The 20,647-nt window shown below is 71.2% G+C and carries 19 protein-coding genes; 8 read left to right on the forward strand and 11 right to left on the reverse strand.

Annotated elements, in window-relative coordinates:
* Window positions 1–50: 50 nt before the first annotated feature.
* Together ACFWXQ_RS18720 and ACFWXQ_RS18725 are read right to left on the reverse strand one after the other, a co-directional pair.
* Entirely contained in the window at window positions 51–2,432 is a 2,382-nt protein-coding gene (locus ACFWXQ_RS18720; RefSeq protein WP_383950454.1) for an FtsX-like permease family protein, read from the reverse strand.
* Entirely contained in the window at window positions 2,429–3,121 is a 693-nt protein-coding gene (locus ACFWXQ_RS18725; protein ID WP_383950457.1) for an ABC transporter ATP-binding protein, read from the reverse strand. The genes ACFWXQ_RS18720 and ACFWXQ_RS18725 overlap by 4 nt, the downstream gene beginning before the upstream one ends.
* A 227-nt stretch (window positions 3,122–3,348) precedes the next feature.
* Here ACFWXQ_RS18725 and ACFWXQ_RS18730 point away from each other — a divergent pair, with 227 nt between their 5' ends.
* The gene (locus ACFWXQ_RS18730) at window positions 3,349–4,728 is read left to right on the forward strand and encodes a sensor histidine kinase (protein WP_383950459.1); all 1,380 of its coding nucleotides are present in this window, start codon (window positions 3,349–3,351) and stop codon (window positions 4,726–4,728) included.
* Window positions 4,725–5,417 carry a response regulator gene (locus ACFWXQ_RS18735; protein ID WP_373466865.1) on the forward strand — a complete coding sequence of 231 codons (693 nt, stop codon included), beginning with the start codon at window positions 4,725–4,727 and terminating at the stop codon, window positions 5,415–5,417. Before ACFWXQ_RS18730 ends, ACFWXQ_RS18735 begins: the two co-directional genes overlap by 4 nt.
* A 45-nt stretch (window positions 5,418–5,462) precedes the next feature.
* Here ACFWXQ_RS18735 and ACFWXQ_RS18740 read toward each other — a convergent pair whose 3' ends face one another.
* From ACFWXQ_RS18740 to ACFWXQ_RS18770, 7 genes are all read right to left on the reverse strand, one after another.
* Window positions 5,463–6,278 carry a DUF427 domain-containing protein gene (locus ACFWXQ_RS18740; protein ID WP_383950464.1) on the reverse strand — a complete coding sequence of 272 codons (816 nt, stop codon included), beginning with the start codon at window positions 6,276–6,278 and terminating at the stop codon, window positions 5,463–5,465.
* Window positions 6,279–6,381: 103 nt separating this feature from the next.
* Complete coding sequence (locus ACFWXQ_RS18745; protein ID WP_386268615.1) at window positions 6,382–7,620, reverse strand: VWA domain-containing protein; 1,239 nt, start codon at window positions 7,618–7,620, stop codon at window positions 6,382–6,384.
* The gene (locus tag ACFWXQ_RS18750) at window positions 7,617–8,516 is read right to left on the reverse strand and encodes an AAA family ATPase (RefSeq protein WP_383950470.1); all 900 of its coding nucleotides are present in this window, start codon (window positions 8,514–8,516) and stop codon (window positions 7,617–7,619) included. Before ACFWXQ_RS18750 ends, ACFWXQ_RS18745 begins: the two co-directional genes overlap by 4 nt.
* Entirely contained in the window at window positions 8,513–9,499 is a 987-nt protein-coding gene (locus ACFWXQ_RS18755) for an XdhC family protein (RefSeq protein ID WP_383950472.1), read from the reverse strand. Before ACFWXQ_RS18755 ends, ACFWXQ_RS18750 begins: the two co-directional genes overlap by 4 nt.
* The gene (locus ACFWXQ_RS18760) at window positions 9,496–11,871 is read right to left on the reverse strand and encodes an aerobic carbon-monoxide dehydrogenase large subunit (protein ID WP_386268617.1); all 2,376 of its coding nucleotides are present in this window, start codon (window positions 11,869–11,871) and stop codon (window positions 9,496–9,498) included. The genes ACFWXQ_RS18755 and ACFWXQ_RS18760 overlap by 4 nt, the downstream gene beginning before the upstream one ends.
* Window positions 11,868–12,350, reverse strand: a complete 483-nt coding sequence (locus ACFWXQ_RS18765; RefSeq protein ID WP_383953253.1) for a (2Fe-2S)-binding protein — start codon at window positions 12,348–12,350, stop codon at window positions 11,868–11,870. The genes ACFWXQ_RS18760 and ACFWXQ_RS18765 overlap by 4 nt, the downstream gene beginning before the upstream one ends.
* 5 nt (window positions 12,351–12,355) lie before the next feature.
* Window positions 12,356–13,249: an FAD binding domain-containing protein gene (locus tag ACFWXQ_RS18770; RefSeq protein ID WP_383953255.1), complete on the reverse strand. Its 894-nt coding sequence runs from the start codon at window positions 13,247–13,249 to the stop codon at window positions 12,356–12,358.
* 216 nt (window positions 13,250–13,465) lie between these two features.
* On the opposite strand from ACFWXQ_RS18770, the gene ACFWXQ_RS18775 reads away from it, so the two are divergent.
* The 4 genes from ACFWXQ_RS18775 (at window position 13,466) to ACFWXQ_RS18790 (ending at window position 16,540) form a co-directional block, all read left to right on the forward strand.
* The gene (locus ACFWXQ_RS18775; RefSeq protein ID WP_200400848.1) at window positions 13,466–14,425 is read left to right on the forward strand and encodes a LysR family transcriptional regulator; all 960 of its coding nucleotides are present in this window, start codon (window positions 13,466–13,468) and stop codon (window positions 14,423–14,425) included.
* A gap of 115 nt (window positions 14,426–14,540) precedes the next feature.
* Window positions 14,541–15,467, forward strand: coding sequence for an SRPBCC family protein (locus tag ACFWXQ_RS18780; protein WP_383953257.1), 927 nt, complete (start codon window positions 14,541–14,543; stop codon window positions 15,465–15,467).
* Window positions 15,468–15,474: 7 nt separating this feature from the next.
* Entirely contained in the window at window positions 15,475–16,008 is a 534-nt protein-coding gene (locus ACFWXQ_RS18785; RefSeq protein ID WP_383953259.1) for a GNAT family N-acetyltransferase, read from the forward strand.
* A 79-nt stretch (window positions 16,009–16,087) separates the two neighbouring features.
* Window positions 16,088–16,540, forward strand: coding sequence for a hypothetical protein (locus tag ACFWXQ_RS18790; RefSeq protein ID WP_383953274.1), 453 nt, complete (start codon window positions 16,088–16,090; stop codon window positions 16,538–16,540).
* 51 nt (window positions 16,541–16,591) lie between these two features.
* On the opposite strand, the gene ACFWXQ_RS18795 is transcribed toward ACFWXQ_RS18790, so the two are convergent.
* Window positions 16,592–18,241, reverse strand: coding sequence for an alkaline phosphatase D family protein (locus ACFWXQ_RS18795; protein ID WP_386268621.1), 1,650 nt, complete (start codon window positions 18,239–18,241; stop codon window positions 16,592–16,594).
* Window positions 18,242–18,774: 533 nt separating this feature from the next.
* Here ACFWXQ_RS18795 and ACFWXQ_RS18800 point away from each other — a divergent pair.
* Window positions 18,775–19,425 (forward strand): DUF4360 domain-containing protein, encoded by a 651-nt coding sequence (locus ACFWXQ_RS18800; RefSeq protein WP_200400853.1) that lies wholly within the window; start codon window positions 18,775–18,777, stop codon window positions 19,423–19,425.
* A 227-nt stretch (window positions 19,426–19,652) separates the two neighbouring features.
* Window positions 19,653–19,913 (forward strand): hypothetical protein, encoded by a 261-nt coding sequence (locus tag ACFWXQ_RS18805; RefSeq protein ID WP_383953264.1) that lies wholly within the window; start codon window positions 19,653–19,655, stop codon window positions 19,911–19,913.
* A 94-nt stretch (window positions 19,914–20,007) separates the two neighbouring features.
* Here ACFWXQ_RS18805 and ACFWXQ_RS18810 read toward each other — a convergent pair whose 3' ends face one another.
* Entirely contained in the window at window positions 20,008–20,529 is a 522-nt protein-coding gene (locus ACFWXQ_RS18810; RefSeq protein WP_383953266.1) for a hypothetical protein, read from the reverse strand.
* Between the last annotated feature and the right edge of the window lie 118 nt (window positions 20,530–20,647).

The following is a 20,647-nucleotide window of genomic DNA, read 5'->3' on the forward strand; positions in this document are numbered from 1 at the left end:
GGGGGCTGCGGAGGCCCGGCGTGGCAAGGGCGCCGGGCCTCCGAGGGCCGCTACTCCGTGCGCAGAGCCACAGCCGTACGGGCCTTGGCCGCCCAGCCCGCCGGGAGCATGGCACCCAGCATCGCGATCGCGATACCGGCCAGGCCCAGCAGCACCAACTGCCAGGGCACGTACACATCGAGGACCGAGGGCGGGAGGTTGGTGCCGGCCGCCCGCCCCATCACCGGCAGCACGATGCCGTGCAGCGCGAACCCGGCCGGCACGCCGACCAGACCGCCGAGCACACCGATCCCGGCCACCGAGGAGAGTACGAGGCCCACGGTCTGCCGCGGCGACATGCCGAGCGCCTTGCAGACGCCGAGGTCGTGGACGCGCTCCCGGGTGTCGATGACAACGGAGTTGAGCACACCGAGGCCGGCCACGGAGACCAGCATGAGGGTGAGCAGGGCCGCCATCGACTTCAGGATGAGGACGAAGTTGTCCTGTTCCGAAGGGGAGTTGGCCATGGCGTCGCCGCCCAGCGGCCGCACCACCTCGGCGAGCTTCTCGGCGTACTCGGCGGGAGAGACACCCGGATCCACCTCGACGACGAACGTCCGGGGTTCTGCCTTGGGGAAGTCGGCCATACCGGCGTGGAGTCGCATGCCGTCGTCCTCCGTGTCGAAGGCCTCGCCGACGATCCGCAGGGTCCGGGTGTCTCCCTCGTGGGTCACGCGGACGGTGTCACCGACCTTGGAGCCCGTCCGTTCCAGGAAGGCCGTGGCCACCACGACCTGACCCGCACCGTCGATCCAGTTCCCGGAGATCATCTCGTAGCCGCCCGAGCGGGAATCACCCTCGTAGAGGCTGATCGTGACCGCGCCGGTGCCCCCGGCCACGGTGGCGTCCTCCTGGGTCGTGCCGTAGTACGAAGCAGTGCCTTCCTGGGCCTCGACGGCCGCGCGTATCCGTGCCGGATCGGCGGGCGGGGCCTCGGACTCGCCCCCGGCCGACGCTTCGGGCCTGACCTCGATCGGCTGGGGTCCGGGTCCGTCGGCGAACACCGTGACCGCGGCGCGGTCCTCGGGATCCTGCGCCTCACCGACTGCGGTGAGGGACGCGGTGAGGCCCACCGCGAAGGTCGCCGCAACCGTGCCGAAGGCCACCGCGAGCAGCATTGCGACCGTGCGGACCGGATGCGCGAAGGGGCTCGCGAGGCCGTACGTCACCGCCCTCGGCAGCGGCAGCCGCCCCGCCATCCGGTGCGCCCACTGGCCGCGACCGGTGCGCGGGGCCCGGCCCACCGCGATGGCCTCGACCGTACGCAGCCGCCCGGCCCGCAGCGCCGGAACCAGCGCGGCGACCCCGACGACCACCAGCGCGGCAACCGGCACCACGACGTCCACCCACCACGCCACCGTCAGCGAGGCGGTGCCGTACACCTGCTCGGTGTCGTCGAGGAGCGGCACGGCCAGCAGGTTCCCCAGCACGACGCCCAGCGCGATACCGACGGCTGCCGGGATCAGCGCCTGGGCCACATAGGCCCGTACGACCTCACGCGGCGTGAAGCCGATGGCCTTGAGGATGCCGATCCTGCGCAGACTGGAGCCGACCGCGCCGCTGGTCACACTGCCGACGATGATCACCGACATGACGATGCCGAGGACGCCGAAGGCGATGAGGAAGGGGATGGTCGGGGCGGCGCCCTGGTCGGCGGCGCGCTTGGTCTCCAGATAGGACTGGCTGCCCAGCAGCGCACCGGACGGCACGGCCGCGGCGAGCTTCTTCCGGCCGTCCGTGATCTGTTTTTCCGTCCCGGCCGAGTCGAAGCGGTACAGCATCTGACTCGTGAGCGGGTTGTCCGCCGACGCAAGAGCCCTTGTCTGGGCGGGGGTCGCCCAGGCGCCGGCGGTCTTGCTGACCGACAGCGCGAGACCGACGACGGCCAGGGTCGAACCGCCCTCCTTGTCCGAGGTCTTGAGAGTGGAGCCGAGCTTGAAGGCCGGGCCCGCGAACGACGTGCTGAGCACGATCTCGCCCGCTTTCGTCGGCCACCGGCCGGACTTGAGGTCCAGATCGTCCACGTCGGCCTTCGGACCGGACCGTCCGACGAGCGTCAGCGCCGGCATGGGCAGGCCCGCCGAGTCCTCCGGCTGGATCGTCGTGGAGGGGTACGGTCCCGCGCTCGCGGTGACGCCCGTCTGTTCTCGGGTCGCCTTGAGCTGCGCCGCGGTCACCTTGGCCGGATCGAACTGGGCGGCAAGATGGGCGCCTTGCTGCTTCGCGAAGGCGTGGTCGAAGGGCGCGTTCGCGGCGACGATGAGCGACCCGGCGACCACCGCCGAGGCCACGGCCATCATCGTGGCCACGGCGATCACCACGGTCTGCACCCGGCGCCGCCCCACACCGGAACGTATGACCCGGCCGAGCGCACCGCCGCCGAAGCGGGTCATCGGACGGCCCCCGCCCGCGTGTCGAGGGCGAGATGACCGTCGACCAGATGGATCGTCCGGCTCGCACACGCCTCGGCGAGCGCGAGGTCGTGCGTGACCAGCACGATGGTCTGGCCGCCGCGGTGCAGCTCCACCAGGAGTTCCCGTACGTCCTGGCCCGAGGCGGTGTCGAGGGCGCCGGTCGGTTCGTCGGCGAGCAGCAGCGCGGGCCGGTTGACCAACGCCCGGGCGACCGCGACGCGTTGGCGTTCGCCGCCGGAGAGCCGGCCCGGGTAGGCGCGGGCGTGCTTCTGGATGCCGAGCACCTCCATGAGCTCCTCGGCGCGGGCCGCAGTCTTGCGCCGTGCGGTGCCCGTCAGTTGGGCGGGCAGCTGGATGTTGTCGGCGACGGTGAGGTCGTCCAGCAGATTGAAGAACTGGAACACCATGCCGATCTGCTCGCGGCGGAACCGGGCCAGCGCGTGCTCGCTGAGGGCGTTCAGCTGCCGGCCGCCCACGGTCACGGTGCCATCGGTCGGCTTGTCCAGGCCCGCGACGAGGTTCAGCAGCGTGGACTTGCCGCTGCCGGACGGGCCCGTCACGGCCAGGGCCTCGCCCTTCTCGACGGAGAGCGTGAGAGGTCCCAGCGCGGGCGTGCCGACGCTGTCGTAGCGCTTGGCCACGCCCTCCAGTTGGATCACCTGAGTCATGGGAGTCGACCGTCCTTCGGATGGCGTCGTTCGGCTTCGGTTGGGTTGGTCGGGCTCAGCGAACCTAGGAGCGCGGGGTGTCGGGGCGCGTCGGCCGCGGCACCGACATCGGGACCTCCCCGCGAAGGACCCGGCCGCGAGGTCATCCCTGCGACGTACACCTGCGGGACGGGACCCTGGTCGCCCAGACGGACGCGGACCGGGGCGGGGAGCCACACAATGAGCCGATGGAGACGGAGGACCGCCGCGACAGGCTCCGGCAACTGCGCGACGCGCTACGGCCGGAGGAGAAACGCGCCCCGCTGTCGCGGCGGGCGATATGGGCCGACGTGGTGCTGGCGATCGTGCTGACCGTCGTCGCGTTGATCGTGGCGGCGCAATTTCCCGGCGACGGGCCGGCCCGCGTCTCGGCCAAGTCGGAGCAGCGGACCGAGCAGCGGACCGACCGCCTGCCCGAGGTGCGGATGCCGGTGCCACCGCCGGTCCCGCCACTACCGCCCGTGCCTGGCGTGGGAGTTGTGGAGCCGGAGCCCGCCACCGTGCCGTGGCCCCTGGTCGTCCTGTCGGCGCTGCCGCTGGCGGCCAGGCGGCGATATCCACTGGTCGCGTTCGGTGTCGTGATGGGCGCGGCGCTGCCCATCGGCGACGACGCCTCCTGGATCAACGTGCTGACCTGCGTCATCGGTGCCTACAGCGCCGTCATGTACAGCCGTTATCAGGTGCGGGCGTTGGCGGGAATGGTGGTGGCGGCCGTGCTCGCCGGGTTCGCCTTCCGGGAGACGGATCCCGTGCTCCCCGGCTGGTCGAGCCCCGCGGTCGTCCTGCTGGTCGCCGGGGTGCTGGCCGGGCTGGTCCGCGTCGGTGGCCGGCGGCTGACCGCCAGCCGGGACCGGTTCACCCGGCTGCAGCGGGCCCAGGAGGAGGCCATGCGCCGGGCCGTCGAGGAGGAACGGGCCCGCATAGCGGCGGAGTTGCACGACGTCGTGACCCACAATGTCAGCGTGATGGTGATCCAGGCGGGCGCGGCCCGCAAGGTGATGGACACGGCGCCCGAGCGGTCGAAAGAGGCACTGCTGGCGGTCGAGGCCGGGGGCCGGGCCGCCATGTCCGAACTCCGGCATGTGATGGGGCTGCTCGCCGCCCCGGACACCGGCCGCCCCGACAGCCCCGCCGACGGACTCGAACCGCAGCCCGGTCTCGGGCACCTCGACGCGTTGACCGAACGCGTACGCGCCGCAGGGACACCGGTCGCCGTCGCGCTGTCCCTGCCGCCGGAGCCGCTCCCGCCCGGGGTTGACCTCGCGGCGTACCGCGTCGTGCAGGAGGCACTGACCAACACGATCAAACACGCGCCCGGCGCCGACGCCTCCGTCACGATCGGCCACACCGACGACTGTCTGGAGATCGAGGTCACCGACACCGGAGCCGCCCACGACGCCCCGTCGACGGGAGCCAACGGCACAGGCACAGCCGCGGGTACTGGCAACGGCCGCGGGCTGATCGGCCTGCGCGAGCGGCTGACGGTCTACGGCGGCGAGCTGACGGCCGGGCCGACCCTCGCCGGCGGATACCGGATCAGAGCCCGAGTCCCGTGGCGGACCGCGTGAACGGGCCCTCCCTGCGCGCCGTCATCGCCGACGACCAGGCTCTGGTCCGTACGGGGTTCGGGATGATCCTCGCCGCCGACGGCATCGAGGTGACGGCGGAGGCGGCGGACGGGGCCGAGGCGGTCGCCGCCGTCCGGCGTACCCGGCCCGACGTCGTGCTCATGGACATCCGGATGCCGCGGATGGACGGCATCGAGGCGACCAGGCGGATCCTCGGAGACGAAGGCCCGGGCGACACCCGGGTCATCATCCTCACCACGTACGACCTCGACCACTACGTCTACGCGGCCCTCACCGCCGGCGCCAGCGGCTTCCTGCTCAAGGACGTCACCCCCGAGCACCTGGTGGCCGCCGTCCGGCTGGTGCGGTCCGGCGACGCGCTCCTCGCGCCCACCATCACCCGCCGGCTGATCGAACGCTTCGCCCACCGCGAGGAGCCCCGGCCGCCGACCCTCCACCGCGACCTGTCCGGCCTCACCCCACGCGAACTGGAGGTGCTCCGGCTGCTCGCGACCGGCCTCAGCAACGCCGAACTCGCGGACCGCCTGTTCCTGAGTCCCACCACGGTCAAGACACACATCGGCCGCATCCTGTCGAAGCTGGACCTCCGAGACCGCGTCCAGGCGGTCGTGCTCGCCTACGAGACCGGCCTGATCGCTCCAGGAGACCCGACACCCGACACGGGCTGACAACGACTCGGCCCTCAAGCCGTCCTCGTCGCTCCCGAGGTTCGATCACTCCCGAGGCTTGATGAATTCGGTGACCGGGCGTTCGAGCCGCTCCCCGTCGACCGTGATGTCGACGGCCTCGTTGAAGAAGGCCACCCGGTCCTTGACCACACTCACCGCCGAGAGCGGGTCGGGATAGCTCCACGCGATGTTCGGCGGGACGTCCTCGCCGGGCCACGACCAGTACTCGGTCGCCACGCCCTTGTAGGGGCAGCGGGTCGAGAGGTCGCTGGGCGTGAACAGATCGAGGCGTACGTCCTCGCGCGGGATGTAGTACCTAACGGGCAGACCGGTCTCGAAGAGGAGGACCGGCGCGCGGGTGTCCGCGACCACCGTGCCGTCGATCTCGACCCGGACATGCCGAGAACTGGGCAGCGCGTCCACCCGTTTGTGCGGGTCGCGCGGATGGACGAAGATCTCCTCGTCCTCCTCGTACCAGTGGTCGAGCACCTCCCGCCCGAACCACTCGAACGAGATGTACGAGCCCAACTCCTCGCCGGGGTACGTCCAGGCCGCGCCGGCGATGGTCTCACCGCCGATGTCGAGATCGTAGAAGAGCGTCGTCCCGGCGTGCGGCCGCCCGGCGGACTTCTCCGTCTCCCGCAACAGATCCGTACGCACGTCCTCACGCGGAAACGCGTACAACGGAACGGGCCGACCGGGCTCCCAGACGAGGACCGGCCGCCGGCTGTCGACGACGGTGACATCACCCTTCGTCCCGCGCACCCAACGCTCGCTGGGCTCCCAGAAGAGTCCGTCGATGCTGTCGGACGGACGACGCAGAACCGGAACGGATCGTGGGCTTTCGCCGGGTGACTCCATGAGTACCTCCTCGTCGAACGCGCGACTCGGGCCTGACACCTGACATCTGACATCTGACACCTTGAAACGCCAGCGTAGGTCCCACCCCGAAGACCGGCCCGCCCTACACACCGGGAACTGTCTCCTCGCCCGCGATCGCCTCCACCACCTCCATGAGGGCCGCCAGGCTGTGGCCGCTCACGAATGCGTCGCAGTGGGGGAGCGCGGCGGTCATGCCGGCGGTGCGTGGGGTGTAGCCGGGTGCCGCTTTGCGGGGGTTGACCCAGATGATGCGGTGGGTGAGGCGGGCGAGGCGGGCCATTTCGCGGCCTACGGCGGTGGGGTCCTCGCCCTCCCAGCCGTCGGAGAAGATCACCACGACAGCGCCGCGTGCCATTCCCCGGCGGCCGAAGCGGTTGTTGAACTCGGCCAGCGCGTGGCCGATGCGGGTGCCGCCCGACCAGTCGGGCGCGGCGGCACCCGCCCGGCGCAGCGCCGCGTCCACGCCGGACGGGCCGGTGTGCCGCAGCACAGGCGTCAGCCGGGTGAGGCGGGTGGCGAAGACGAACGCCTCGGCCGCCGCACCGGCCGCCGCTCGTGGGAAGAGGCGGAGGTAGGCGCGGGTGTACGGCTCCATGGAGCGGGAGATGTCGCACAGCAGCACGAGCCGTCGTCGCCGCAGACGGTGGCGGCTGCGGGCCAGCACTACCGCCTCGCCGCCGGTGCGCTGGCCGGTGCGCAGGGTACGGCGCAGGTCGATGCGGCGGCCCCGACGGTCGATCTCCTGGCGGCGGCCGCGGCGCAGCGGTGCCTTGAGCGTCAACAGGGCGAGGAGCCGGTTGAGTTCGGCCAGTTCGCCGGGGTCGAGGGCGGCGAAGTCCTTGTGGGAGAGGACTTCGGCCGCGCTGCCCGCCGTCGGCAGTTGAAAGGTCCGCCGGTCGCTGTCCTTGTCCGGGACCTGTGTACGGTCGCGGTCCGATGCCTCGCCGAAGGCGCCGCCCGGCAGGGGAGCGCGGGTGGGATCCGGGCCGATGCCGGAGAGCGGCGGGGGCCGACCGGGTTCGGAGGCGGTGCCTGGCGCAGGCTCGGATTCGGCTCTGCGGACTGCCATCGAACGCGGCCCACCCGCGAAGACCGCATCGAAGACCCTCTCGAACGGTTCGATCTGCTCGCGATCCGTCACGAACGCCAGCCGTGCCGCCCAGTACAGCGCCGTACGGTCCACCGGCGGCAGCAGCACCAGCGCCTGAAGGAAACGCATCGACCGCTCCGGAGTCACCGCCACCCCGGCTCGCCGCAGTTCCGCGCCGAGCCGGCCCGCGAACTCGGCCCGGTCGAAGAGCGGAACCGCCGCCGCGGTCACGGCTGTCGGCCCGCGACCAGCCAGTCCAGGCCGCGCTCACGCACCAGCTCCTGGTCCTCCCGGTACTTCAGCAGGGAGCCGAGCGTGCGCCCGGCGATCCCGGCGTCGAGACGGGGCACGCCGAGCAGGTTCAGCGCGGAGATCCAGTCGATGGTCTCGGCGACGCCCGGTGCCTTCTGCACGTCCAGGGCCCGCAGCCGCCGTACGGCCGCCGACACCGCGACCGCCAACTCCCTCGACGTCCCGGGGACCCGGCGGCGCACGATCTCGACGATCCGTTCCGTGTCCGGATAGTCGATCCAGTGGTAGAGGCACCGGCGTTTGAGCGCGTCATGGAGGTCACGGGTGCGGTTGGAGGTGAGCAGCACGACGGGTGGCACGGCGGCCCTGATGGTGCCGATCTCCGGGATGGTCACCGCCGCCTCCGCCAGCACTTCGAGCAGGAACGCCTCGAAGTCGTCGTCGGCGCGGTCGATCTCGTCGATGAGCAGTACGGCGGGGGCCGGGCCGGGGTGCGTGAGCGCCGCCAGCACGGGCCTCCGTAGCAGGTATTCCTCGCTGAACAGATCCGCCTCACCGAGTTGCTCGTGCCGGGACTCGGCCAGCCGGATGCCGAGCAGCTGGCGCGGATAGTTCCACTCGTACAGTGCCTCGGCCGCGTCCAGGCCGTCGTAGCACTGCAGCCGGATCAGCGGGCTGCCCAGGATCGCGGCCACCGCCTTGGCCGCCTCGGTCTTGCCGACGCCCGCCTCGCCCTCCAGGAGCAGCGGCTGGGGCAGGCGCAGGGCGAGGAAGAGCGCGGTGGCCAGACCGTCGTCGGCGAGATAGCCCAGCGAGTCCAGCGCGGCGCGCAGACTCTCCACGCCCGGCAGACAGCGCTCGACGTACTCGCTCACGAGGCGTCGGCCTTCGCGTAGCGGGCGGGATCCTTCTCGTACGCGGCACGACAGCCGGCACAGCAGAACCAGTGGCGCTCGTCGCCGCCCTCGTCGGAGTACGCGCCGCCCTCGTCGGAGTACGCGCCGCCCTCGTCGGAGTACGGGGTGCTGTCCCCGACGGAGACCGTCATCCCGCACACCGGGTCGACGGCGGTCACCGGGCCGGTCTCCGGAGCCGCTTCCACCTCCACGGATCGACCGCGCACCGCCTGAATCACCTCCGCGAGGATCGACACCGCGATTTCCCCGGGCGTGCGGGCGCCGATCCACAGCCCCGCCGGTGTGTGGATCCGCGCCCGCTGCCCGGCATCGAGCGTCAACCCGTCCAGTACGGCCGCCCCGCGCCTGGGGCTGGCCACGAGCCCGATGTACGGCACCCCGGCGCGCTCGGCCGCGACGAGCACCGGTTCCTCGTCCCGGCCGTGGGAGGCGATGACGAGAGCCTGAGTGCCGGCCAGGTCCTCCGGCGTGATCCCGTCGGCGCCGGACGCCTCCGTGATCTCGTAGCCGAGCGTGGGCCCGAAGGCCAGCAACGCGCGGGCGATGGGGGACTCGCCCAGGACCACCACGCGCGGCACGGGCCGCAGTGGCTCCAGGAAGATCTCCAGCTCGCCGCCGGACAGGCACGGATTGGCGACGCTCACCGCGCCCTCCTCGACGGCGGGTTCCCCGGTGCCGTCCGCCGTCTCCTCCGGCGAGATTCTCAGGAGCAGCGACTCCCCGCTGCGGAGCGTCCGCAGCGCCTGCACTCGTACGGTGGCCTCCGCGCAGGCACCTCCGACGAAGCCCTCGACGCGGCCGTCCGCGAGGACCAGCGCGGTGTCGCCCGGCCGCGCGCTCGCGGGACGGCGGGCGCGCACGACGGTGGCCTTCACGAACGGCACGTGGCGTCCCGTCAGTTCGGCCATGCGTGCCTCAAGTGGGGGTGCGGCGGGGCTCATTGCGGTGCCTCCACCTCGCCCTGGTGCAGTGCCTGCCACACCCGGCTCGGGGTCAGCGGCATGTCGGCGTGGCGTACGCCGATCGCGTCGAGCACCGCGTTGACGACGGCCGGCGGCGAACCGACCGTCGCCGACTCGCCGATGCCCTTCGCGCCGATCGGATGGTGCGGGGAGGGCGTGACGGTGTGGTCCAGCTCCCAGGCGGGGACCTCCAGCGCGGTCGGCAGCAGATAGTCCATGAAGGAGCCGGACAGGCAGTTGCCGTCCTCGTCGAAGCTGATCAACTCCATCAGTGCCATGCCGACACCGTCGGCCAGCCCGCCGTGCACCTGCCCCTCGATGATCATCGGGTTGATACGGGTCCCGCAGTCGTCCACCGCGATGAAGCGCCGCACCTTCACCGTGCCCGTGCCGGAATCGACGTCGACCACGCAGACGTACGCGCCGAACGGGTATGTGAGATTGGGCGGGTTGTAGACGGTCGTCGCCTCCAGGTGACCCTCCACCCCCTCCGGCAGTTCCAGCGAGCCGTGCGCGGCGAGCGCGATCTCCTGGATCGTCTTCGTCATCGCCGGGTCGCCCGCGACCGACCAGCGGCCCTTGGTCCATTCGAGGTCGTCGGGAGAGACCTCCAGCATGGCCCCGGCGATGATCCGCGCCTTGTCCCGCACCTTGCGCGCGACCACGGCAGCGGCCGCTCCTGACACGGGAGTCGACCGGCTTCCGTACGTACCCAGCCCGAACGGCGTCTGGTCGGTGTCGCCGTGCACGACGTCGATGTCCTCGGGCGGGATGCCCAGTTCCTCGGCGACGATCTGCGCGAACGTCGTCTCGTGGCCCTGTCCCTGTGTCTGCACGCTCAGCCGCACCACCGCCTTGCCGGTGGGGTGGACGCGCAGCTCGCAGCCGTCGGCCATGCCGAGACCGAGGATGTCCATGTGCTTGCGCGGCCCGGCGCCGACCGTCTCGGTGAAGAACGACAGGCCGATGCCCATGAGTTCGCCCCGGGCCCGCTTCTCGCTCTGCTCCTTGCGCAGCTCCTCGTACCCGGCCACGTCCAGTGCCTTGCGCAGACAGGCCGGATAGTCGCCGGAGTCATACGTCCAGCCGGTCTTGTTCTCGTACGGGAACTGCTCCGGCCGCAGCAGGTTGCGCATCCTCAACTCGGCCGGATCGGCGTGGAGTTCGGCCGCAAGGCAGTCGACCATCCGCTCGATCAGATACACCGCCTCGGTGACCCGGAAGGAGCAGGCGTACGCGACCCCGCCCGGCGCCTTGTTGGTGTAGACGCCGGTCACCGAGCAGTGGGCGGCCTCGATGTCGTACGAGCCGGTGAAGATGTGGAAGAAGCCGGCCGGGTATTTCGTGGGCTGCGCCGTGGAGTTGAAGGCGCCGTGGTCGGCGAGGACCTTGACCCGTACGCCCAGGATCTTCCCGTCCCGGGTCGCCGCGATCTCGCCGGTCATGTGGTAGTCGCGGGCGAAGGAGGTGCTCATCAGGTTCTCGGAGCGGTCCTCCATCCATTTCACGGGCCGCCCAGTGACGATCGAGCCGACGACCGCGCACACGTAACCCGGATAGATGCCGACCTTGTTGCCGAAACCGCCGCCGATGTCGGGGGAGACGACCCGGATCTTGTGTTCGGGGATGCCGGCCACCATCGCGTAGAGCGTGCGGTGCGCGTGCGGGGCCTGGGTGGTGCAGTAGAGGGTGAGCTTGCCGTCGACCGGGTCCATGGCGGCGACCGCCCCGCAGGTCTCCAGCGGGGCCGGGTGGACTCGCGGGTAGAGCATGGTCTGCTCGACCACCACGTCGGCCCGCGCGAACACCTCGTCGGTGGCCGCGCTGTCGCCTGCCTCCCAGTCGAAGATGTGGTTGTCCGTACGGCCTTCCAGGTCGTCCCGGATGACGGGCGCGTCCGCGTCGAGGGCGCGGCGGGCATTGACCACCGGGTCCAGCGGCTCGTACTCGACGTCGATCAACTCGATCGCGTCGCGGGCCGCGTAGTGGTCCTCGGCGACGACGAATGCGACCTCCTGCCCCTGGAAGCGCACCTTGTCGGTGGCGAGGACGGCCTGCGTGTCCATCGACAGCGTCGGCATCCAGGCGAGGCCGAGGCCAGCCAGGGTCTCGCCGGTGATCACGGCCTTGACCTTGGGGTGGGCCTCGGCGGCCGAGGTGTCGATGGACACGATGCGGGCGTGCGCGAACGGGCTGCGCAGCACGGCTCCGTGCAGCATGCCGGGCAGGTGGATGTCGTCGACGTAGCGGCCCTTGCCGCGTACGAAGCGGGGGTCCTCCTTGCGCTTCATCCGGCCGAAGCCGATGGGCCGTTCCTGAGACGTTGCGGCCGGTTCCTCGACGGTGGTCATGTCTGACTCCCCGCTGCCTCGTGGCCGTTCCTCGCCGCCCACTGGATGGACTTGACGATGTTCAGATAGCCGGTGCACCGGCACAGCTGGCCGGAGATGGCCTCCCGGATCTCCTGCTCGGACGGATCCGGGTTGCGGTCCAGGAGCGCCCGGCCGGTGAGCATCATTCCCGGGGTGCAGAACCCGCACTGCAGACCGTGCTGCTCGATGAACCCCTGCTGAACGGGGTCGAGTTGGTCGCCCTCCGCCAGGTCCTCGACCGTACGGATCTCGTGACCGGCAGCCATGACCGCGAGGACCGTACAGCTCTTGACGGGCTCCCCGTCCATCAGCACCACGCACGTGCCGCAGTTGCTGGTGTCGCAGCCCCAGTGGGTGCCGGTCAGTTCCAGGTCGTCGCGGAGGAAGCGCACGAGCAGATGCCGGGGCTCGACCTCCCGGGTGTGGTCGTCGCCGTTGACGTTGACGGTGATCCGCATGCGCCTCACGCCTCCCTTGCCGTGGACCCGATGGGCCGCCCGGCCCGGGCGACCGCCCGCCGCAGCGCCCGCCGGGTGAGCTCGCCGGCCAGATGCCGCTTGTACTCGGCGCTGCCCCGCCCGTCGGTGACCGGCGAACAGCTGTCCGACGCCACCCGGCCCGCCTCCTCGTACAGCGCCTCGGACGGTTCGCTGCCGTTCAGCAGTGCCTGGACCGCGTGGAGGTTCAGCGCCCCGGCGCCGACAGCCGCCAGACCCACGCCCGCGTCGGCGATCCGACCGTCGCGCAGCGTCAGGGCGACCCCGGCCGCGGCGACGGCCCAGTCCCCGGCCTTGCGCTCGACCTTCTCGTACGCGCTGCCCGCACCCGGCAGGACCGGCAGCCGCACCTCGGTCAGCATCTCGCCGACGCCCACGGCTGTTTCGTACGGGCCCTGGTGGAAGTCGGCCATGGAGACGATCCGTTCGCCGCCCGCCCCGCGGATGACGGCATGGGCGTGCAGCGCTCCGCACACCGCCGAGAGGTCCTCCGACGGGTCGGCCTGGCAGAGGGAGCCGCCGATCGTGCCGCGGTTGCGGACCGGCGGGTCGGCGATCACCTTCTCCGCGTCGTGGACGATGGGAAAGTACCGGCCGACCAGCTCCGACTCCAGCAGTGTGCGGTGCCGGGTGAGGGCGCCGACGCGCAACTCGTCGCCGACCAGGACGATGTGGTCGAGTTCGTGCAGGTCGTTGATGTCGACGAGGACCTCGGGGGCGGCGAGCCGCAGTTTCATCATCGGCAGCAGACTGTGTCCGCCGGCCACGACCCGGGCCTCCTCGCCATAGCGCCGCAGCAGTTCCAGCGCCTCGTCCACGCTCTCGGCGCGCTGGTAGTCGAACGAAGCGGGTACCTGCACGGCACGCTCCCTCCCGGACCGGGCCCGCCCGGCACGCCCGGGCGAGGCAGCGCGCGCGGGAGCCGTCCGTCGATTGAGGACCTGGCCGGTTTCCGGCGGTCCGGGGGAACAATTGCGCGAAGGGATGGGGCGGTCAACGGCGACTCAAGCGAATGCTTAAGAGACCTGGGCAACGGAGGGGGTCCTACCGGTCGAACAGCCGTTGTAATGGCGGACATGACGTTGACTCAGCTCCGCGCATTCGTCACGGTGGCCCGTCTGGGCTCGGTCAAGGGCGCCGCGGAGTCGCTCGGCGTCACCGAGGCCGCGGTCTCCGGCGCGGTCGCCGCGCTCCGCCGCGAACTCGGCGACCTGCTCTTCATCCGGGCCGCCGGCGGGATCAGTCTCACGCCGGGCGGCAGACGTCTCGCCGCGGGAGCCGCCGAGATCGTCGGCCTCGCCGAGGAGACCCGCCACCGGGTCCGCCAGGCCGGCTCGGGCACCGCCCAACTGCGGGTGGCGTCCACGGAAGCCGGCGCCGAACAGGTCCTCCCCGCGCTGCTCGCGGCCTTCGGGCGGCGACAGCCCGACCTGGACGTCGACACCCTCGCCGTGCCGGTGGCGGTCTTCGGCGACCTGCTTCGCGACCGGCGCGCCGATGTCACGATCGGCCCGTCGCCGCGCCCGGAACCGGGTATCGAGTCGATCCCCTTCCTGCGCTTCCAACTGGTCGTCGTCGCGGCGCCGGACCATCCGCTCAGGCACCGGAAGCGGCTCGCGCCCGCACAACTGGCCCATGAATCATGGCTGTTGGGCCCGGCGGGACTGGACCCGGACACCGTGTCCGGCACCTTCCTCTCCCACATAGGAGTCGAAGCCGCCAAGGCCAAGGCGTTCCCCAGCGTCACGGCCTCTCTCAACGCGGTGGCCGGTGGGGCCGGGCTGTCCATCGCCTTCCTCCACGTCGTACGCGACGAACTGCGCCGCGGGTCACTGGCCGTGCTCGACGTCTCAGGCGCCCGGCTCGGCGGCATGCTGTACGCGAGCGCGCTCACCGGCGAAAGGCGCTCGACGACCGCCGCCGCGCTGTGCCGGTTCGTGACGACACCGGCCGCCACGCAGGCCGTGCTGACCCGGTCCAAGGGCGTTCCGATGAACGAGTTCCGACCACCGGTCCATGTCACGATCTGGAGCTGACGGGACTCGGGGGAGCCGGCGGATCACGGGTTCCGGGCTCCTGGGCGCGGCGTCTTAAGTAAACCCTGAAGAGCTCATTGACGGCCCGGCGGCCCGCGCGCATCGTGTGTCCGTCATGGACTTCACGAACGAGTTCCGAGTGAACCTGCCGCCCGACCAGGCCTGGTCCCTGCTGACCGACGTGGAGCGGATCGCTCCCTGCATGCCCGGGGCCCAGCTCACCGGCGTGGACGGCGACACCTACAACGGGGTCGTCAAGGTGAAGGTCGGCCCCATGACCGTCCAGTACAAGGGTGTCGTCTCCTTCGAGGAGAAGGACGACGAAGCGCGTACGGCGGTACTCCACGCGCGTGGCCGCGACACCCGCGGCCAGGGAAACGCCGACGCCCGCGTCACCGCCCGGCTCGTCCCGGACGGCGACGGGACGCGGGTGACGGTGGACACCCACCTCACCATCACCGGCAGGATCGCGCAGTTCGGCCGAGGCGTGATCGAGGAGGTCAGCGGGAAACTGCTGGCCCAGTTCGTCGACAACCTGGAGCGGCAACTCGCGACGGAGAAGGCGCAGGCGCGGGAGCAGGCCCAGGAACCGGTCGCACCGACGCCAGAGCCCGGCGCGGAGGCCGCGGCCGGGGCGGGAGCGGGAGCGGGGGCTGAGACTTTGGCCGGAGCCGGAGCCGGAGCCGGAGCCGGAGCCGGAGCCGGAGCCGGAGCCGGGCCCGAGGGCGGCGCCGGCGCCGGGGTCGTACCGAGCGGCACGCCGGAATCCGCCTCCACGGGAGGGGCCACCGTGGACAGCGCCCCCATAGCCGAAACCCCGAGTAAGACTGCTCCAGCCGCTCCAGCCGCTCCAGCCGCTCCAGCCTCGAACGGCGTCCGGCCCGTGGAGACGCCCGCCGTTTCCCGTACGCCGGCCGCGGCCGCACCGGAGCCCCTGGACCTGATGAGCGTCGCTCGCGGTGCCGTGCTCAAGCGCGCTCTTCCGGCGGTGATCGTCCTGGCCGTGGTCGTGGTCGTTCTTGTCGTCTGGCTCACGCGATGATGGGGGCATGACCGATATCCGTACCCCCCGTCTTCTGCTGCGCCGCTGGCAGGACGACGACCTCGTGCCCCTCTCCGAGATCCACGCCGACCCGACGGTGATGCGATGGATCGGCGACGGCACACTCCGCTCCCTGGAACAGACCGCCGAGGACATCGAGGCCTGGGAGGAGGAGTGGGACGAGGAGGGCTTCGGGGTCTTCGCCGTCGAACTCCTCGGATCGGGGGAGCTGGCCGGGGCGGTCGGACTCTTCGTTCCTGGTTCCCCGCCCGAGGTCGAGGGGCAGGTGGCCATTACCTGGCGGATGGCGCGCGTCTTCTGGGGTCAGGGCTATGCCTCGGAGGCGGCCCACGCCACACTCGAATTCGCTCTGCAGGACCGCGGTCTCGACCGGATCGTCGCCGTGTGCCGAACGGCCGACACCGCGTCGTCGAACGTGCTGGACAAGCTCGGCATGCAGGCGGAAGGCGCGACAGTGGACCCGGCCTACGGGCACGACGTGCGGCTGTACGGGATCGACCTGACGGAGTTCGAGGGCTGACCGGCCCCTCGGTGGTGCCCCGACCGACCTGGCGACCGACCGGGCGGCCGACCATGACCGGACCGCCATGGAGGCCATGATGCAGATCCCTTCGTTGCCGTATCGCGATGAGCACACCACCGTCGTCGCGGCGGGAGCCGATGACGTGTGGCGCAGTCTGGGCGACACACTGGACCGGTCCTTCTCACGTTCCGGTGCGAGCGGCTACGCGCGGCTGGTCGGATGCGCGGACCGCACGGCGTCGGGTCCGCGGCCGCTTGCCGAGGGCTCGACGTTTCCCGGGTTCCGGGTGGCCACCGCGGTCCCGGGGCGGGAGCTGGTCCTCGGTGGGCGCCACCGCTTCTCGTCGTACGCGCTGATCTTTCGCCTGGAATCCGCGGGTCCGGGCCGGTCACGGCTGACCGCCGAGACCCGGGCCACCTTTCCCGGCCCGGCAGGCGGCCTCTACCGGTTGCTCGTCCTCGGGACGGGAGGGCACGCGGTGGTCGTGCGGCGGCTGCTCGCGGCGGTCCGCCGCCGGGCCGAGTCATGAGGGCCGCCGGTCGCAGGCACAGGCCTTACGCGCATGGGCACGCGTACGGGCTCAGACGGGCTTGAGCCCCTGATTGCCCGCTTCGGTGACGAAGGACGCGGCCGTCGTGATCGGAGCCCCGGGCGTGGTGACGGCGGACACGGTCTTGAAGTCCGCCCGCGCCGCCTGTGGTGTCAACCGCACCCTGACGTAACCGCGCTGTCCGTTGTAGAACTTCAGGTGGGGGTTGGCGGACAGATAGGTGGCCCAGTTCGTGGGTCTCGCGATGCCGTCCATCCCGCTTGCGATGGACGGGGTGACGATCTCCGTGCCCAGAGTCCTGGACGAGGGGTTGTCGAAGTCGTCCTTGATGTCGAAGGCGTACCCGACGTGGACGTCACCGGTGAGCACCATGAGGTTGTCGATTCCCGCCGCCCTCGCCCCGGCAAGGACCCGGTCGCGCGAGGCCCGGTAGCCGTCCCAGGCGTCCATGGACACCTTGGCGACCGGGCTGAGGTCCAGCTTCCGCTGGGAGAAGCAGACCTGTTGCGGCATCACGTTCCACACGGCGTCGGAGGTGCGCCATCCGTCGAGCAGCCAGCGTTCCTGGGCGGCGCCGGTGATGGTGCGTGCCGGGTCGTCCGACTCCGGGCCGGGGATGTGCGGCCGGTCGCCGTAGGCCTGGTCGGAGCGGTACTGGCGGGTGTCGAGGACGTCGAACTGCGCCAGCGTGCCCCAGCGCAGACGCCGGTAGAGCTGGGCGTCGGGCCCGTTGGGCAGTTGGGAGGCGCGCAGCGGCTGGTTCTCCCAGTGGGCCCGGTAGGCGGCGGCGCGCCGCAGCAGGAACGCGGCCGGTGGGGTGCCGTTCTCGTCGGTGTCGGCCGCGTAGTTGTTCTCGGTCTCGTGGTCGTCCCAGGTGACGATGAACGGGTGCATGGCATGAACGGCCCGCAGGTCCGGGTCGCTGCGGTAGAGGGCGTAGCGCAGGCGGTAGTCCTCCAGCGTCACGGTCTCCCGGTTGAAGAGGTCGGGCAGGACACGGTCGGTGTACTTACGGGCTCCGCCGGCGGCGTCGACCGCGTACTCGTAGAGGTAGTCGCCGAGGTGGAAGACCACGTCGACGTCGTCGCCCGCGAGATGCCGGTGAGCGGTGAAGTACCCCTCGTGGTACGCCTGGCAGGACACGGCGGCGAAGGTGAGCGCGGAGGCCGGGCCTGCCGTGGCGGGAGCGGTGCGGGTGCGGCCCGTCGGGCTGATCCAGGTGCCCGTCCGGAAGCGGTAGTAGTACACGCGACCGGCGTCGAGCCCGTCCACCTCGACGTGCAGGGTGTGGTGGACCTCGGGGTGGGCGATGGCGGTCCCGCGCCGGACGATCGCGGCGAACCGCTCGTCGTCGGCCACCTCCCATTCGACGACGACACGCTGCCGGCCCAGACCGCCGTCGGCCTCGTACGGCTCGGGCGCGAGCCGCGTCCACAGCAGTACGGAACCGGGCCACGGGTCACCGGAGGCGACGCCGAGCGTGAAGGGGTCGTCGGTGATCCTCGCCGCGTCGAGTTCGGTGGCGCTCGCCGCGCCCCTGGCGGGCAGCTGTGTGCCGAAGGCGAGCGCGGCGGCCGCCGCGGTGACGGTCAGGAAGCGGCGGCGTGCGAGATGGCGCGCGGCCGCACGCAGTTCGGGGGCGTGCTGCTGCGACGACGGTCTCTGGCGGCCCGGGGGCATGGCTCTATCCCCTCACGGTGATGTCACAGGGAAGCCCCGGCAACGGGTGCTGCGGGGCTTGTGAATGCTAATCAGATGAAGATCATGAACCCGGCAGGCGCGGCCTCCCGAGCGCAGGCGGCGTAACGGTCGAGGCGCGCAACGGGCCCACTGGAGCGATGTGGAATGCGGGCCGCCGACCGGGTTCGCCCGAGGTATTACGGCCGAAGAAGGGCGAAGTTCGGGACCCGTGGCTTGGAACACAACGAGGAATGGCCGGAGTTCGCCCTGGCTGCCCCCGCCGGACGTACATACGATGCGACCGCTCCGGTCTTCACAGCCCCTTCACAGGGCCGGGCTCACACGGTCATGTGTTTGGCATGTACATGACCGTTGAACGACTGTGCTCGATGTCCGATCCATGCCTGATCCATGTCTGATCCAACGCACCTGGTCTGCGACGGTTCTTCGCGTACGCGAAGGCCGCACCCCCCAATTCGCGGCTGGGCACGTCTGCCCGCCGCCGGAACACCGACGCAACGGATTGGAGCACCATGGCTGGTGCGATGCTTCTGAGCGGCGCTGTCGCCGCTCTCTTCGCCACCGCGCTTCCCGCGCACAACCCGTCCACCGGGATCGTCGACCCGCCCCCGGACAAGATCGTCATCAAGGTCGCCACGGTGAACGGCTCCGGCTGTCCCCAGGGCACCGCCGCCATTGCCGTGTCCCCGGACAACACCGCGTTCACGGTGACCTACAGCGACTACCTCGCCCAGGTGGGCGGCAACTCCGATCCCACCGCGTTCCGAAAGAACTGCCAGCTCAACCTGACCGTCGCCGTGCCGGGCGGCTTCACGTACGCCATCGCCAGTGCGGACTACCGCGGCTTCGCCTCACTGAAGGCGGGGGCGACCAGCACGGAGAAGGCGTCGTACTACTTCCAGGGCTCGCCGAACACGGCCTCCATCACCCATCCCTTCAGGGGCCCCTACGACGACAACTGGCAGGCCACGGACACGACGGAGTGGGCGCAGCTGGTCTGGGCGCCCTGCGGTGTGCAGCGGAACTTCAACATCAACACCGAACTGCGCGTGAACGCGGGCACGTCCGCTCCCGGCAGTACCAGCTTCATGACCATGGACTCGACCGACGGTGACATCAGCACGATCTATCACCTGGCCTGGAAGGAGTGCCCCAGCTCCTGACCCGACCGCCTTGGCCGGCTCCACCGCACCGGAGTCGGCCAAGGCGCGGCATCCGCGCGTACGACCCCTTCGGGGTTCGTGGCCGCAGACCGGATACATCGTCTGGTCCGAATACATCGTCTGGTCCGATGAAAACATGGCCCCGAACGAGGGGTGTGTGCTCGCTCGATCCGGTGCCCCTGGCGGGTGAGGGCGTACCACCGGCGCACGCGCCCCGTTGCACGGACATGGACAGCACATTCGCCACAACGGGGCCCTTCCTGGGCCGCGAGAGTCAGGGCCGGCCGTCCGTCGAACTCGCCGGCGCCCACTGGACGGACCCGCCGATCTACGCGGCGCTGGTCGCCGACTGGCAGGCCCGCGGACGCGTGGTGCCGAGGCGGCACGAGGCGCGTCGGCCCGGCTTCACCGCCCTGCGCGTCACCGACGTTCGCCTTCCCGGTCCCGGGCGGCGCCGAAGCGACGGTCCGGGGTCGAGTGGTTGCTGATGGGCTCTGCCCGGCCACCGGCTTGGCTGGCTCGGGCGTCTCGGGCGTCTCGGGCGTGTCTGGCGGCTCGGCCGCTCCTGCCGTCCCTGTTGTCTCAGCCGAGTCGATCGCGGCCCGGCCCGGGACGCACCGCGTTGCCGACGGGGCGTGACCGTTCCCCGTTCACCAGGGCGGAGAGCATCTCGGCGGCCTGATGGAGCGCCACTTCCAGGGCGGTCGGGAGATGCAGGGCGCCCTGGCCGTCCGGCGGAACCAGCCAGCGCAGCGTGCCGCTCGTCCGGCGGGGCGAGGGCACCGCGATCCAGGAGCCCTTCCCGGAGTAGCGGATGTCCTGCCCCACCCAGTAGCTCTCCGGGTCCGGGGGGAGGAAGAACCCGACCCGGTGGGCGCCGAAATCGGCGAGCGTGGGGCCGGGCATCGGCAGCGGGAGGCGCAGGAGGGCGTCCAGGGCGAACAGGCCGATCTCCTCCGGCACGCTGAGGACGTCCCAGAACCGGCCTGCCGGCAGCAGCGCGGCGCCGCTCGCCCCGTGCTCCCATTCGCGCTTGCAGGCCCGGGGGTCCACCGCGGCTGCTGCGAGCCACTCCACGGCTTGTTGGTGGGGAGCGCTTCTCATGTCTCTCCTCTTCGACCGCTGGTCCGTGTGAGCGGACAGTGATACCCCCTCCGCGGGCGCGGCTCCGTGTGAAATTCCCGAGGCGATGCCCAGAGTCATATTCGTAGATATATCTATC

Origin of the sequence: Streptomyces sp. NPDC058697 (genome assembly GCF_042715345.1) — a bacterium.
In the GTDB taxonomy this organism is placed as follows: Bacteria; Actinomycetota; Actinomycetes; order Streptomycetales; family Streptomycetaceae; genus Streptomyces; species Streptomyces liliifuscus.